General features: G+C 57.7%; 15 protein-coding genes and 1 pseudogene. 9 read left to right on the top strand and 7 right to left on the bottom strand.

Going from position 1 to position 14,997, the window contains the following annotated elements; all coding sequences use genetic code 11:
* Positions 1-58: 58 nt before the first annotated feature.
* Positions 59-572, bottom strand: a pseudogene (locus tag AB1E37_RS09025) (GAF domain-containing protein).
* A 132-nt stretch (positions 573-704) separates the two neighbouring features.
* On the opposite strand from AB1E37_RS09025, the gene yebS reads away from it, so the two are divergent.
* The 5 genes from yebS to AB1E37_RS09000 all read left to right on the top strand — a co-directional run bounded on the left by yebS (position 705) and on the right by AB1E37_RS09000 (position 6,791).
* Complete coding sequence (gene yebS, locus AB1E37_RS09020) at positions 705-1,988, top strand: membrane integrity lipid transport subunit YebS (protein ID WP_004215051.1); 1,284 nt, start codon at positions 705-707, stop codon at positions 1,986-1,988.
* On the top strand, positions 1,957-4,590 hold the full coding sequence (locus tag AB1E37_RS09015; protein WP_002911388.1) for a PqiB family protein: 2,634 nt from the start codon (positions 1,957-1,959) through the stop codon (positions 4,588-4,590). Before yebS ends, AB1E37_RS09015 begins: the two co-directional genes overlap by 32 nt.
* 123 nt (positions 4,591-4,713) lie before the next feature.
* Positions 4,714-6,147 carry a 16S rRNA (cytosine(1407)-C(5))-methyltransferase RsmF gene (rsmF, locus tag AB1E37_RS09010; RefSeq protein ID WP_032447684.1) on the top strand — a complete coding sequence of 478 codons (1,434 nt, stop codon included), beginning with the start codon at positions 4,714-4,716 and terminating at the stop codon, positions 6,145-6,147.
* Positions 6,148-6,262: 115 nt separating this feature from the next.
* Entirely contained in the window at positions 6,263-6,502 is a 240-nt protein-coding gene (locus tag AB1E37_RS09005) for a YebV family protein (RefSeq protein ID WP_002911393.1), read from the top strand.
* A 97-nt stretch (positions 6,503-6,599) separates the two neighbouring features.
* Positions 6,600-6,791: a YebW family protein gene (locus AB1E37_RS09000; protein WP_002911395.1), complete on the top strand. Its 192-nt coding sequence runs from the start codon at positions 6,600-6,602 to the stop codon at positions 6,789-6,791.
* On the opposite strand, the gene pphA is transcribed toward AB1E37_RS09000, so the two are convergent.
* Positions 6,788-7,441 carry a protein-serine/threonine phosphatase gene (pphA, locus tag AB1E37_RS08995; protein WP_032447686.1) on the bottom strand — a complete coding sequence of 218 codons (654 nt, stop codon included), beginning with the start codon at positions 7,439-7,441 and terminating at the stop codon, positions 6,788-6,790. The two genes, AB1E37_RS09000 and pphA, sit on opposite strands and share 4 nt — an antisense overlap.
* 156 nt (positions 7,442-7,597) lie before the next feature.
* On the opposite strand from pphA, the gene AB1E37_RS08990 reads away from it, so the two are divergent.
* Positions 7,598-8,566, top strand: coding sequence for a VirK/YbjX family protein (locus AB1E37_RS08990; protein ID WP_367777076.1), 969 nt, complete (start codon positions 7,598-7,600; stop codon positions 8,564-8,566).
* Positions 8,567-8,670: 104 nt separating this feature from the next.
* Positions 8,671-8,814: an Ecr family regulatory small membrane protein gene (locus tag AB1E37_RS08985; RefSeq protein WP_002911398.1), complete on the top strand. Its 144-nt coding sequence runs from the start codon at positions 8,671-8,673 to the stop codon at positions 8,812-8,814.
* A gap of 636 nt (positions 8,815-9,450) precedes the next feature.
* Here the strand turns inward: AB1E37_RS08985 and AB1E37_RS08980 are convergent.
* From AB1E37_RS08980 to yobA, 3 genes are read right to left on the bottom strand one after another with little or no spacing between them, the layout of a single operon-like run.
* Positions 9,451-9,789 (bottom strand): YebY family protein, encoded by a 339-nt coding sequence (locus AB1E37_RS08980; RefSeq protein WP_016529031.1) that lies wholly within the window; start codon positions 9,787-9,789, stop codon positions 9,451-9,453.
* 16 nt (positions 9,790-9,805) lie between these two features.
* Positions 9,806-10,675: a copper homeostasis membrane protein CopD gene (gene copD / locus AB1E37_RS08975; RefSeq protein WP_004189267.1), complete on the bottom strand. Its 870-nt coding sequence runs from the start codon at positions 10,673-10,675 to the stop codon at positions 9,806-9,808.
* A gap of 3 nt (positions 10,676-10,678) precedes the next feature.
* Positions 10,679-11,053, bottom strand: coding sequence for a CopC domain-containing protein YobA (gene yobA, locus AB1E37_RS08970; RefSeq protein WP_004151448.1), 375 nt, complete (start codon positions 11,051-11,053; stop codon positions 10,679-10,681).
* Between the two features lie 112 nt (positions 11,054-11,165).
* On the opposite strand from yobA, the gene AB1E37_RS08965 reads away from it, so the two are divergent.
* Both AB1E37_RS08965 and exoX read left to right on the top strand, forming a co-directional pair.
* Positions 11,166-11,396 carry a DNA polymerase III subunit theta gene (locus AB1E37_RS08965; RefSeq protein ID WP_002911406.1) on the top strand — a complete coding sequence of 77 codons (231 nt, stop codon included), beginning with the start codon at positions 11,166-11,168 and terminating at the stop codon, positions 11,394-11,396.
* Positions 11,397-11,474: 78 nt separating this feature from the next.
* Positions 11,475-12,134 (top strand): exodeoxyribonuclease X, encoded by a 660-nt coding sequence (exoX, locus tag AB1E37_RS08960; protein ID WP_002911407.1) that lies wholly within the window; start codon positions 11,475-11,477, stop codon positions 12,132-12,134.
* A 3-nt stretch (positions 12,135-12,137) separates the two neighbouring features.
* Here the strand turns inward: exoX and ptrB are convergent, their stop codons facing one another.
* Positions 12,138-14,198, bottom strand: a complete 2,061-nt coding sequence (ptrB, locus tag AB1E37_RS08955) for an oligopeptidase B (protein ID WP_004151449.1) — start codon at positions 14,196-14,198, stop codon at positions 12,138-12,140.
* Between the two features lie 120 nt (positions 14,199-14,318).
* Entirely contained in the window at positions 14,319-14,978 is a 660-nt protein-coding gene (locus AB1E37_RS08950) for a tellurite resistance TerB family protein (RefSeq protein WP_004145550.1), read from the bottom strand.
* Between the last annotated feature and the right edge of the window lie 19 nt (positions 14,979-14,997).

The raw sequence follows: 14,997 nt of genomic DNA, 5'->3' as shown, positions 1-14,997 counted from the left end.
GTAGCCAACAAGCCGCAGGCATGAACAGGCGACATTATAATGACGTCCTCGCTAAATGCTACGTTATCCGTTGATTATCCCACGACACGGGTAAAGATTTTTTGATAATCCGTGGCCGCAATGAGTTTTTCCAGATGCTCGACCAGCGTGCGCAACCCCTGCTCATCTTCAGCGGTGAAGCGCCCGTAAGCCGGACTATCGATATCCAGCACGCCGATAATCTGGCCATTCACGCGCAGAGGGAAGACAATTTCCGAATTACTGGCGGCATCGCAGGCAATGTGGCCGTCAAAGGCGTGGACGTCCTCGACGCGCTGGACCTGAGCCTGCGCCACCGCCGCGCCGCATACGCCTCGCCCGACCGGGATCCGCACGCAGGCCAGTTTGCCCTGGAACGGTCCCAACACCAGGGTATCGCCTTCCAGAAGGTAGAAACCGGCCCAGTTGACCTCGCTCAGCCGCTCGAACAGCAGCGCGCTGGTATTGGCGATCATCGCCAGAAAACTGGTTTCACCTGCCATTAATGCCTGGAAATCGCGGTTCAGATCCGCGTAAAATTCTGTTTTGCTCATTATATCTTCACTTTGTTGTCTTACTGCCTGATACGTACAGCCTACTAAAATAAGCATTAAATGCGCTTGGGCTCAAGATGAATTCATTCATAGGTTAAGATAGTGAGATACATTCATTCCTGTACGTAATAAATGCCGATAAAAACACCCACCTTCAAACCTGCGAAAAAGATGGTCGTGCATACCGTCAGCACGCCGCTTCCCTATGCGCATTATCAGCGCTGTACGCAGTGTGACATGCTCTTCCGCTTACCGGTGCTCAAACGCAACCAAAGCGCCTGGTGTCCGCGCTGTAACGCGAAGGTGCGCGATGGCCGCGACTGGTCGCTGACCCGCCTGGGCAGCATGGCCCTCGCGATGCTATTGCTCATGCCTTTCGCCTGGTCTGAGCCTTTGCTGCGCCTGCATCTGTTGGGCGTACGCATCGACGCCAACGTCCTGCAGGGGATCTGGCAGATGACCGCGCAGGGCGATCCGATTACCGCCGCCATGGTACTGTTTTGCGCGGTGGTCGCCCCGGTGCTGCTGGTGGTCTCCATCAGCTATCTCTGGCTGGGCAATGTGCTGGGGATGAACCTGCGGCCGGTACTGCTGATGCTCGGCAAGCTTAAAGAGTGGGTGATGCTGGATATCTATCTGGTGGGCATCGGCGTCGCCTCCATCAAGGTGCAGGATTACGCCTTCCTGCAGCCGGGCATCGGTCTGGTGGCGTTTATCTCCCTGACGTTGTTGAGCATCCTGACGCTTATTCATATGAACGTCGAAGAGCTATGGGAGCGTTTCTATCCCGAGCGTCCGGCGACCCGCGCCGATAATAATCTGCAGGTGTGCACCGGCTGCCATTACACCGGCTATCGCGACGCGCGCGGCCGCTGCCGACGCTGCCACACGCCGCTGCATCATCGCCGACCGCAGAGCCTGCAGCGCAGCTGGGCGGCGCTGATTGCCTCGCTGGTTTTCCTCTTTCCGGCCAACCTGTTGCCAATCTCCATCATCTACGTCAACGGCGCGCGCCAGGACGACACTATCCTCTCGGGGATCATCTCCCTGGCCAGCAGCAATATCGCCATTGCCGGGGTCGTGTTTATCGCCAGTATTTTGGTGCCATTCACCAAAGTTATAGTGTTATTTACCCTGCTGCTCAGCATACAATTCAAGTGCGAGCAGGGATTGCGCACCCGCATCCTGCTGCTGCGGCTAATCACCTGGATTGGCCGTTGGTCGATGCTGGATCTGTTTGTTATCTCACTCACCATGTCGCTAATAAATCGCGATCAGCTCCTCGCCTTCACCATGGGGCCGGCTGCGGTTTACTTTGGCGGCGCGGTAATTTTAACTATTCTTGCAGTTGAATGGCTGGACAGCCGCTTACTTTGGGACGCACATGAGTCAGGAAACGCCCGCTTCGCAGACTGAAGCCAGAATAAAAACCAAACGCCGTATTTCGCCATTCTGGCTGCTGCCGGTCATCGCGTTGCTGATTGCCGCCTGGCTAATCTGGACCAGCTTTGACGATCGCGGATCGACGATTACGATTGATTTCCAGTCCGCGAACGGCATCGTGCCGGGACGGACGCCGATCCGCTATCAGGGGGTTGAAGTCGGCACCGTCCAGGATATTAGCCTCAGTAAAGATCTGAGTAAGATTGAGGTTTCGGCCAGCATCAAACGCGATATGAAAGATGCGCTGCGCAAAGAGACCCAGTTCTGGCTGGTCACGCCGAAAGCCTCTCTGGCCGGCGTATCGGGCCTCGATGCGCTGGTGGGCGGGAACTACATCGGCATGATGCCGGGCAAGGGTGAACCCGAAGATCACTTTGTCGCCCTCGACACCCAACCTAAATACCGCATCAACAACGGCGAGCTAATGATCCACCTGCAGGCGCCGGATCTTGGCTCTCTGAACAGCGGCTCGCTGGTCTACTTCCGAAAAATCCCGGTCGGGCGGGTGTATGACTATTCCCTGAATGCCAATAATCAGGGGGTGACCATCGATGTGCTAATTGAGCGCCGGTTTACCAATCTGGTGAAAAAAGGCAGCCGCTTCTGGAACGTCTCAGGCGTCAAGGCCGACGTCGGCCTGAGCGGGGCCAAAGTGCAACTGGAGAACCTGTCCGCGCTGGTGAACGGCGCCATCGCCTTTGACTCCCCCGCCGATTCGCATGTCGCCTCGCAAAACGATGAATATCACCTGTATGAAGATCTGGCGCATAGCCAGCGCGGCGTGGTAGTGACCCTCGATCTGCCTGATGGCGATGGACTGAAAGCGGGCTCGACGCCGCTCATGTATCAGGGGCTGGAGGTGGGCCAGTTAAGCAAACTGAATCTAAACCCCGGCGGCAAAGTTACTGGCGAGATGACCGTCGACCCGAGCGTGGTGACGCTGCTGCGGGAGAAAACGCTGATTCAGATGAAGAAGCCGAAGCTCTCCCTCGATAACCCCAGCATTAGCACCCTGCTCACCGGCAATACCTTTGAGCTGGTGCCCGGCGAAGGCGAGCCACGCAATCACTTCTCGGTAATGCCGGCGGATAAAGCGCTGCTGGATGAGCCCAACGTCGCCACCGTTACTCTCTCGGCGCCGGAGAGCTACGGCATCGACGGCGGTCAGCCGCTGGTGCTGCACGGAGTAAAAGTCGGCCAGGTGCTGGAGCGTAAACTGACGGCCAAAGGGGTAACCTTTCAGGTTGCCATTGACCCTGAATACCGCGATCTAATTCACGGCGACAGCAAATTTGTGGTTAACAGTCGTCTGGACGTCAAAGTGGGGCTCGACGGCGTGCAGGTGCTGGGCGCCAGCGCCAGCGAATGGGTGAACGGCGGGATCAGGGTGATCCCCGGCGAAAAAGGCAAAATGCAAAGCAGCTATCCGCTGTACGCTAACCTTGAAAAGGCGCAGGAAAATAGCCTGAGCGAAGTGCCGACCACTACCCTGAGCCTGTCTGCTGAGACGCTGCCTGACGTTCAGGCCGGCTCGGTGGTGCTGTATCGTAAATTCGCCGTCGGCGAGATCATCGCCGTCAAACCGCGCAAGGATGCATTCGATATCGATCTGCATATCAAGCCGGAGTACCGCTACCTGCTGACCAACAACAGCGTCTTCTGGGCGGAAGGCGGTGCGAAGGTCAAGCTTGACGGTAACGGACTCACCGTGCAGGCCTCGCCGCTGGCGCGCGCGATCAAAGGGGCGATCAGTTTCGATAACCTCAATGGCAGCAGCGCCGGAGCACGGCTGAATAACAAACGTATCCTTTATGCATCTGAAACGGCGGCGCGCGCCGTGGGCGGCCAAATCACCCTGCACGCGTACGACGCCGGGAAGATGGCGGCCGGAATGCCGATTCGTTATCTCGGCATCGACATCGGTCAAATCCAGTCGCTGGAGCTAATCACCGCCAAAAACGAAGTGCAGGCGAAAGCGGTGCTCTATCCGGAATACGTCGGCACCTTCGCCCGCGCCGGGACCCGCTTCTCGGTGATCACTCCGCAAATCTCCGCCGCGGGCGTGGAACATCTCGACACCCTGTTCCAGGCCTACATCAACGTTGAGCCCGGCCGCGGCCCGGCACGACGCGATTTTGAGATCCAGGATACGACGATCAGCGATTCGCGTTATATCGACGGCCTTAACATCGTGGTGGAAGCGCCGGAGGCGGGGTCGCTTGGCATCGGTACGCCGGTCCTGTTCCGCGGACTGGAAGTCGGGACGGTTACCGGACTGTCGCTGGGGTCGATGTCTGACCGGGTGATGGTTAAGCTGCGCATCAGTAAGCGCTACCAGTACCTGGTACGTAATAACTCGGTGTTCTGGCTGGCCTCGGGTTACAGCCTCGACTTCGGCCTGATTGGCGGGGTGGTGAAAACCGGTACCTTCAATCAGTTTATCCGCGGCGGGATCGCCTTTGCCACGCCGCCGGGCACGCCGCTGGCGCCGAAGGCCCAGGATGGCAAGCACTTCCTGCTGCAGGAGAGCGAGCCGAAAGAGTGGCGGGAGTGGGGCACCGCTCTGCCGCAGTAATGCCCCCTTCTCCCGCCCCGGGCAACGCCGGGCGCGGGGAGAGGGTAAACCGCACGCCCCGGTGTCACGCGCCGGGGCGTTTGTGCTAAACTGCGCACCCTTTTTTTCTGTGGTGCGCTGCCCGTGGCTGAAAATACTGTCTATTTCCCTGAAGCGTTTCTCGCTCAAATGCGCGCGGCGATGCCAGCGCATCTCTCTTTCGACGACTTTATCGCCGCCTGTCAGCGCCCGCTACGCCGCAGTATTCGCGTCAATACGCTGAAGATTAGCGTCGATGATTTCCTCTCTCAGGTTGCCCCCTACGGCTGGCAGCTCGCGCCGGTGCCCTGGTGCGCAGAGGGATTCTGGATCGAGCGAGAGGATGACGACGCGCTGCCGCTGGGCAGTACCGCCGAACATCTCAGCGGGCTGTTCTATATTCAGGAAGCCAGTTCGATGCTGCCGGTCGCCGCCCTGTTCGCCGATAACCGGCAGCCCGAACGGGTGATGGACGTTGCCGCCGCCCCGGGATCGAAAACCACCCAAATTGCAGCCCGAATGGGCAACGCGGGCGGCATTCTCGCCAATGAATTCTCCGCCAGCCGGGTGAAGGTGCTGCATGCCAACATCAGCCGCTGCGGCATCAGCAACGTCGCTCTGACCCACTTCGACGGCCGGGTTTTTGGCGCGGCCTTGCCCGAAACCTTCGATGCCATCCTGCTTGACGCCCCCTGCTCCGGCGAAGGGGTTGTACGTAAAGACGCCGACGCGCTGAAAAACTGGTCGCCGGAGAGCAACCTCGACATCGCCGCCACTCAGCGCGAGCTTATCGACAGCGCCTTCCATGCTCTGCGCCCTGGCGGGACGCTGGTGTATTCCACCTGCACCCTGAATCGTGAAGAAAATCAATCGGTCATTGAGTGGCTGCTGTCCCGCTATCCGCAGGCGGTGGAGATCCTGCCGCTGGGAGAGTTGTTTCCCGGCGCAGCCGACGCCTTAACCGCGGAAGGTTTTCTGCACGTTTTTCCGCAAATTTACGATTGCGAAGGCTTCTTTGTCGCGAGGTTGCGCAAAACTGCGGCGATCGATCCGCTCCCGGCGCCAGGCTATAAGGTCGGTAAATTCCCGTTTACGCCGCTGAAGGACCGGGAGGCCGCCGCGGTAACTGCCGCCGCCAGGGCTGTTGGCCTGGAGTGGGACGCAGGCCATACGCTGTGGCAGCGGGATAAAGAGCTGTGGCTGTTTCCGCTGGCTTTGGAGCCCCTGTTCGGCAAGGTGCGCTTTTCTCGCATCGGCGTGCGCCTGGCGGAGCTGCACAATAAGGGGTACCGCTGGCAGCATGAGGCGGTTATCGCCTTTGCCGCGCCGCAGCGCGCCTTCGAGCTGTCGCAGGAGGAAGCGGAAGAATGGTATCGCGGGCGCGACGTCTATCCGCAAACCGCGCCTGGGCAGGATGAAACCATTGTGACCTTCCAGGGCGTCCCGCTGGGCCTGGCGAAGCGCGTCGGCTCCCGACTGAAGAACAGCTATCCGCGCGAACTGGTGCGCGATGGAAAACTTTTTGCCGGCAAGGTGTGAGGCCGCGCAAAAAATGCGCACTTTTTGACTGGCGCTTTTCGCCCCATTGACTACGCTGAAAAATAACGGCCATAACTGGTCGTACCACAACTCAGCTGAAAAATGGGGTGAAGCGATGAGTAAAACCAATGTCCGCATCGGCGCGTTCGAAATAGACGATGCCGAACTGCACGGTGAGCATCAGGGTGAGCGAACGTTAAGCATACCCTGCAAATCCGATCCAGACTTATGTATGCAGCTTGACGCCTGGGATGCCGACACCAGCGTGCCCGCGATTCTCAATGGCGAACATTCTGTTCTCTACCGTAAACATTACGACCGCCAGTCCGATGCCTGGGTCATGCGCCTTGCCTGACACCAATGAACCCGTCGCCTGAGACGGGTTATTTATTTCCCCGTCCCGCCGTCATCCCCTACACTAAATAGTATGTGAACCCGAGCATGAGGCCAGGATGTTTGCCTTAGTGTTGTTTATTTGCTATCTGGATGGCGGCTGCGAGGACATTGTGGTTGACGTCTACCGCGAGGAAACGCAGTGCTTAGTGGCGATGGAGGATCAGCGGATCCGCCACGGTGGCTGCTACCCGATAGAAGATTTTATTGATGGCTTCTGGCAACCCGCCAGCGAATACAGCGACTTTTAGCCTGCCGACTGCAGCGCCACCAGCGTCAGCGTCCCACCAAACACAGCGCCCGTATCAATATAGTGTTGATTATCGTGGTCATAACGCGCCTGAAGCGGCGTATGGCCAAACCAGAAATGGTCTGCGCCGGCAATAGCGCCATGGCGCCCCGCCAGGTGTTCACTCAGACGATGGCGGCTCCATAGTACCCGTTGGGGATCCACCGGCTGCTGCCAGCGATAGACCGGCGCCGGGTAATCGGCGTGGGCGATCACATGCCGCGCTTTCCCGCATTCCACTTCAATAATCAACGGTAGCCGCCGACAGTTCGCCAGCAGCCGATCGACGTCGGCCCGCTGCCGCGCATCGCCCTTGACGTACCAGTCGCCACCGTTCATCTGCCAGAGCCGCATATCTCCGCTCTCCAGCGCCTCCAGCGCCATCTGCTCATGATTCCCCCGAACGGTCCTGAACCAGCGACAGCGCAACAGGCCAAGACAATCGGCGCTCTGCGGCCCGCGATCGATCAGATCGCCCACCGAGATCAGCAGATCGGCCCAGGGATCAAAACGCAGCTGACGCAGGCGATTCATCAGCAGCGCAAAGCAGCCATGCAGATCGCCCATCAGCCAGATATTACGCCAGTCGCTGCCGTTAATACGTTGATACATATAATTACCTCTCAGCGGTAATTATAGGTAATTCCAGCAAAGGTCCACGGAATTTAATTTACACCTCAATCAATTTTAAACAGACGGCAAATATAGTCCGCCAGAGGATTAAGCTTGTCAGTGGCTCGCTTTAAAATAGGGGGAAATCACAACGAGGTGTTTATCGTGACAGACAATAGCCTGCATTCATCCGGCGTGCTAGCGCCGCGCTCGCATCTTATTGCCGATCTGGTGATGGGCAGATTGACACCTGCCCCCATCTGGCGGCAAAAAAATTACCGCTTTAAGTTTTTGCTGCGCACGGCCCTATTTTATAACGCCACCAGAGCGATGCTGGAAGCGCTCTGCGCTCGGGATGATTTTAATCAGCTGCTGGCCGCGCAGGCTACGCTGCCGGGCAAAGTACACCGTCAATATCTGACCCGCGATCTCAACGCCTGGCAGCGGGCGGTGGCGGTAATCAACCATTATCGCTATATCGACACCCTACGCGGATCGCGGCTGGCGCACGCTATGACCGCGCTGTCTGAGGTCCCGCTGCTGACGTTAAACGGAAAAGAGGACCGCCGGTTTACTCTTTATGCCTCCTCGGCAGGCAAAGCCGAACGTGAGGGTGAAACCACTCTGTGGCTGCGCGACAGCGACCACACCCTGCTGGCCAGCGCCACCTTCAGCGTAACCCGTGATCACGATGCCTGGCAGCTGGTTATCGGCGGTCTGCAGGGGCCGCGACGTCACGTTTCTCATGAGGTGATTAAGCAGGCGACTCGCGCCTGCTACGGCCTGTTTCCGAAGCGCCTGCTGCTGGAGTTTATCTGGCAGCTGGCCGCGCGCAGCCAAATCGCGGCTATTTACGGCGTCAGCGATAATGGTCACGTGTTCCGCGCCCTGCGCTATCGCCTGAGCAAAGGCCGCCATTTCCACGCCAGCTACGACGAGTTCTGGCAGTCTATCGACGGCCAGCCGGAAAGCCCCTGGCGCTGGCGGCTACCGCTATGTCTGGAAAGAAAATCGCTGGAGAGTATCGCCAGTAAAAAACGGGCTGAATATCGGCGGCGATTCCAGCTGCTGGATCAGCTGACGGAGCAGGTGGCAATATTGACGCAGCGGCATGCCGGTGACTAAATTGCGCTGTCGGTGAAGCCGAATTACAACATGGCGTTTGCTTATTATGTCAATATTTCGCTACTATCAGGGTCCCCGAAGGCCACCGGATAGTCGCTTGCATAATGAGTAAAACCGAAATTTTTCTGCTGATTATTCTGGCGGTCATTCTGCTCGGGAGCATATGGTTTATTTTTAGCGATGAAATTTGGCTATTGCTCTGCTATCTGGAAAGTCAGATATACCCTACATTCAGCGTTCCGCAATAATATTTTCCGCCCGCAAAAGTGCTCGTTCTTATTATTTATGCCACCTCGTCAGCCGGCGAGGTGTAATCGCATGAATTGCCAAATCGTTTAGATTTTGCTTATTTTATTTATCATACAAATATGTATACTAGCAGGCTTCCGATGTTGGCCCGCCAGTTAACCTGCACGCCGGGCCTGTTTAGGTGCAGGTTTTTTCTTTTCTCCGCCCTCGTTTACGGTTCCACCTTTGCCACCTCCCCCTTCCACAGGATGCGATTTATGTGTAAATGAATTGTGTATGCTAAAAACGGTGTGCTATAACGGGACATCCAGAGGCCAGCGGGTGTTTGACTGACAGGATGTCGCTGGCTATTGAGAAAGAAGACAGATAAAGATAAAAAGAGACCGAATACGATTCCTGTATTCGGTCCAGGGAAATGGCTCTTGGGAGAGAGCCGTGCGCTAAAAGTTGGCATTAATGCAGGCTAAGTCGCCTTGCACTATAAGAATAGTTTAACGCGTCAGCTTTTCCAGTCCGCGGCCAAAGTGGCTGCATAATTCCTGGAAAGGGGGCCTCTGCCAGCGAAAAAACCGCCACTGCCGTTGTCCGGCAAGGGCGGTTTTTTTAATGTTATTACAGCAGGATAGCGAGAAAGTTTAGCAGAGCTTCTTCGCTCGCTCGATAAAGGGCGCGAGGCTCATTTTTTGTCCCGGATGCTGCGGATCGTCGATCTGGATCACTGAGATCGGCTGCGCGGTGGTTTTGCCGGCTTTGACCTGCTGCTCAGCCACCTCATTGAGCGGATACTGAACCAGCGTGCTCGGGTTGATGGCGTAAAGCGCGTTACCCGGTCGACAGGTCAACATAACCTCTTCCCGGTTGAACGCCCAGCTCTCCTTCCCCACCTCAAAACGGCTCACGGTGATAATTTGTGGCGCTGCCAGAGCAGCCCCGGAGCTTGCCAGTAACAACATGGTCAGAACAATTTTTTTCATGATTTTGCCAGTTAATTCAATAAGGTTCCCAGGTGGCAAACAGACTGACGGCCAGCAGCGCCAGCGCGCCCAGCCCTATTTCAGCCTGCGTGGTTCGCAGGATCAGGCTTTCCGCCTGCGAACCGCTTGCCGACATGCGCGGTACCAGAACATACCTGTTCACTAACGCAATTACCACCATCCCGGCGACCAGCGCACATTTGATCAACAACATGCGTCCCCACGGCGATGCGCCAATCAATCCTCCCTGGATCAACAGCGCATTGAGCGCTCCGCTGGCAATCGTGCCGGCGACGGCCAGATGCCCGTAACGTGAAAAGCGCGCCATGGTATAGACCGCGGCCGGCCGCCAGCGCCCCTGCGCCAGGCGCAGGCAATAGATAAAGGGCAACAGACCGCCGAACCAGCTGGCGACGCAGAAGAGATGCACAGCGTGGTTTGTCCGCTGCAGCACGCCGGTGAGACCATCGTGCATAGCGGCGTGCCCTACCCCGGCGGAAAGCAGCAGCTGTGCCGCCAGCAGGGCCACCAGCTGGCGGGCGCCGTGACGGGGACGGATCCACACTACCGCGAGTGCGATCCACGCCAGTAGGATCTGCCAGATCCACACTCCACCAAAGCGGGTCCCGGCCACCGCCTGCCACACGGCGGGTCGCCAGACATCCGTCCAGCCCTCGCCCATCATTCCTCCCTGCAGGAGATACAGCGCCAGCGTAGAGATCGCGCCGATCAGCAGCAGCGGGCGCAGTAGTGGATAAAAGCGCAGCATCAGCACGCGTCTCAGCGGTACCGGCGCCCACCAGGCGCCATACAGCACGCAGCCAAAAGCCAGCATCAGGGAGATAAAGTGCCCAAAGCGCAGGGTAATATAGAGCCCGGTCAGCATCGCTTACTTCACGCTAAAGGTATATTGTCCTTTGGTTTTATGACCATCCACCGAGACCACATGCCATGCCACGGTGTACTCTCCCGGCGGCAAGGCTTCCGCCAAAGGTAACGTGACCTCGGCCGGATTATCGGCGCTGCGGGTCAGTTTTCCGGTAGCCACCGCATGCTGCTGCGGACCGGTGACGGTCACGCCGCTGAATGCGGGTTCAATACCTTCGGAAAAACTGAGCGTCAACGTCTGTGGGGAAGCTGAAAGCTGCGCCCCGGCGGTCGGGATCTGCTGCTGCAGGTGAGCGTGGGCGAAGGCGCCCGCCGCGGTTAACATCCCGGCAAGCGCAACGGAGAGGCGCAACGCGCGTCCAGCAAGAAGTCGCATATTCGTCATTCCCTTTTGTTATGTCTGTAGCACAGAGAATAACCCTGTATAATGCCAGAGTCGAGCCAGGCATCTGGCCCTGACCGGATTTATAAGCAGAGTGGAGTGGATGATGGAAAGAAATCTGGCCAAAATTTCGCAAGATGAGATGGATAAAGTCAATGTCGATCTCGCCGCCGCCGGCGTTGCTTTTAAGGAGCGGTACAATATGCCGGTGGTCGCTGATTTAGTCGAGCGTGAACAGCCTGCACATCTGCGCGACTGGTTCCGTGAACGACTGATCGCCCATCGGCTGGCCTCCGTCTCCCTTTCGCGACTACCGTGGGAGCCGAAACAGAAATAATGCGCGCTCGCCTCCTCCCCGTCGGTTGGCAAGCCCGGCCAATTCCATTACGCTTATTGTTTTGCTCTGGAGCGAGCCATGCTGCGCGTCATTGATACCGAAACCTGCGGCCTGCAGGGGGGCATCGTTGAAATCGCCTCGGTCGATATAGTCGACGGGCAAATTACCAATCCCATGAGCCATCTGGTGCGTCCCGATCGGCCCATCAGCCCGCAGGCAATGGCTATCCACCGGATCACGGAAGAGATGGTCGCCGATAAGCCGTGGATTGAGGAGATTATTCCGCACTATCATGGCAGCCCGTGGTACGTCGCGCATAACGCCAGCTTCGATCGCCGGGTGTTGCCGGAGATGCACGGCGAGTGGATCTGTACGATGAAGCTGGCCCGACGCCTGTGGCCGGGAATCAAATACAGCAATATGGGGTTATATAAGTCACGTAAGCTGAACGTGACTACGCCGCCGGGACTGCATCACCACCGGGCGCTGTATGACTGCTATATCACCGCCGCGCTGCTGCTGGATATCATCAATGTTTCCGGCTGGACCCCTGACGAAATGGCCGATATCACCGGTCGGCCGGCGCTGCTGACTACTTTTACCTTCGGCAAATACCGGGGTAAGGCCGTCGCCGAGATTGCTGAAAACGATCCAGGCTATCTGCGCTGGTTATTCAACAATCTCGACCGCATGAGCCCCGAACTGCGCCTGACGCTCAGGCATTACCTCGGGGAATAGCGCCTACACTGCCGCTTTTCCCGGCAGTGTCCCCTGCGCCAGGGCGATGAAAAAGGCGTACTCCAGCGCCACCCCTTCATAGCTTTTAAAGCGCCCGGATTTTCCGCCGTGTCCGGAATCCATATCGGTGCAGAGCAGCAGCAGGTTATCGTCGGTTTTCAGTTCCCGCAGTTTCGCCACCCATTTAGCCGGCTCCCAGTATTGCACCTGGGAATCATGCAGACCGGTAGTCACCAGCATGTGGGGATACGCCTGCGCCCTCACGCCGTCATAGGGACTGTAGCTTTTCATATAATGATAATAGGTTTCATCCTGCGGATTTCCCCACTCTTCAAATTCACCGGTGGTCAGCGGAATAGTTTCATCCAGCATGGTGGTCACCACATCGACGAACGGCACCTGGGCTATCACGCCATGGAACAGCTCTGGCCGTTCATTCACGGCCACGCCCATCAGCATTCCGCCGGCGCTGCCCCCCATGCCGTAGCAGAGCCGCGGATCGCCGTACCCCTGGGCAAGCAGCGCGTCACAGACGTCCAGATAGTCGTTGAAGGTATTTTTCTTACACAGGAATTTACCGTCTTCATACCATTGCTGACCCAGCTCGCCGCCGCCGCGGACGTGGGCGATGGCGTAGACAAAGCCGCGGTTGAGCAGGCTCAGCCGGCTGGCGCTGAAATCGGCATCGATACTCTCGCCATATGAGCCATAGCCATAGACCAGCAGCGGGTTGCTCCCTTTGCGAAAATGTTCGCGATGGTAGACCAGAGAGACCGGGACTTCGACGCCATCGCGGGCGGTCACCCACAGGTGTTCGCTCTGGTAGCAGCTCGTATCCAGCCCCTTTACCTCCTGCTGTTTGATCACTCTTCGTTCGCCGGTATCCATATCCAGTTCAAACAGCGTATCCGGCGTAGTCATGGAGGAATAGCCGTAGCGCAGTCGCGACGTTTCGGGCTCCGGATTATAGGCAAGCCAGGTGACATAGGCCGGATCGTCAAAAGCGATCCCCACCACCTCCCGGGTCTTGCGGTTAATTTGCCGCAGACTGGTCAGGCCACGCTGACGCTCTTCCACAACCAGCCAGTCGGTAAACAGGGTAAATCCTTCGAGCATCACGTCGTGACGCGGGGGGATCAGCGTGGTCCACTGTTCTTCATCACGCAGCACGGTACGGTAGAGGCCGAAATTCTTCCCCTCCCGGTTGGAACGAAGATAGAAAGCGTGCTGATAGTGATCAAGACTGTATTCATGATCTTTACGCCGTGGCAGAAAGCAGACCGGCTCGGCGTCTGGCAGTTCGGCGTTGAGCAGCAGCACTTCGCTGGTGGTGGCGCTGGAGAGATAAATTACCACGAACTGCTGGGAGGTGGTTTTATGCACGCTGACGTAGAAGGTCTCATCTTTTTCCTCGTAGACCAGCGCGTCGCTCTGCGCCGGTGTCCCGACGGTGTGGCGCCAGACCTGATAAGGGAGCAGCGTGGTGGGATGTTTACGCACATACCAAACAAAGCGTGAATCGTTGCTCCAGGCAAAGCCGGAGGTGACATTTTCGAGGATTTCCGGGTACCACTCGCCGTTGCTGAGGTCGCAAAAGCGCAGGCCGTACTGGCGGCGGGAAAGGTAATCTTCCGCCACCGCCATTAGCTGGTTGTTGGGCGCAATGCCCAGTCCGCCCAGGGTGTAGAACTCGCTCTTCGCCGCACGCTGGTTGGCATCGAGCAGGATCTCCCACTCATCCCACTCTTCTTTCAGCACCGACTGCCGCTGGTAGATAGCGTATTCGCAGCCCGGCTCATACACCTGACGGTAGCGAAAGCCGTTTTTACTGTAGGGGGCAGAGACTTCCCGCTGCGGAATGCGGTCGATAATCTCCTTCAGCAGACGCTCCTGCAGGCTGAGCTGCGAATCCATCACTTGCTTGCCGTAAGCGTTCTCCGCGTGCAGATACTCCAGCACGTCAGGTCGCGCGCGCTCATCGTCGCGCAGCCAGTAATAATTATCGATGCGTGTATCGCCATGCAAGGTCATGGCGTGAGGGATCCGTTTAGCTTTAGGTGGCATGTTATTCTTCTGCTGCTTTATCGTGACACAAGAGCATTCAGGCCGCAGGGTGGCGCCTGAATGATGACGTGTCTATAAGGGTGGCAAAAGACGCGAGCGATGCAAGCGAAACGTGATGATTTAGACGCTTAGCGCTTGTTTTTGTGACTGGATATCCTGTTCTATATCGGCCCGGACATCTTTCGGCAGCGCCAGGGCGTCTCCCAGCGCATTAAGGTAGCTACGCTCCATAAAATGGTCTATATCAATCACCGCGCAGCTGACGTAGTAGATCTCCAGCGCCTCCTGCGGGTCGATGATGCCCTCGGCGAGACGCTGCGGATCCAGCGGCTGGGCTAGCGCCTGGTCAATTAGCACCCGGGCCTGAACGTCAATATTGGCCGCCCGCAGCTGAGTTTCAATATTCGCCCGCTCGTGGTCATCAATATGACCGTCGCTTTTCGCGGCAAATACCAGGGCCGTGATCAGCCGCACGCTACGCGGATCGACATCCGTCGGCGCCGCTGCCGTCTCAGGCGCCTGGGCGGACGTATTCTGCGCGCGCATTTTCTGCTGATACTTGTTCCATAACACCGTGCCCGCCACCGCCCCGCCGCCTGCCAGCAGCGCGCTAGTGCCATATTTCGCCAATAATTTGCGTGACGATTTGCTGGCCACCAGCAATCCGGCCAGCCCACCGATGGCGCCGGGCAGCAGGCCGCTCCCTTTTGACGACTCGCCGGACGGTGACGCACCCTGCTGCCCGAGCAGCGACTGCAGTTGATGTAGCCAGTTAGCCATGGTTTTCCTCTCAGGTGAC

Source organism: Klebsiella sp. Shm-1, from assembly GCF_040804525.1.
Lineage (GTDB): Bacteria > Pseudomonadota > Gammaproteobacteria > Enterobacterales > Enterobacteriaceae > Klebsiella > Klebsiella pneumoniae.
This window is presented reverse-complemented; position numbering and strand designations above follow the sequence as displayed.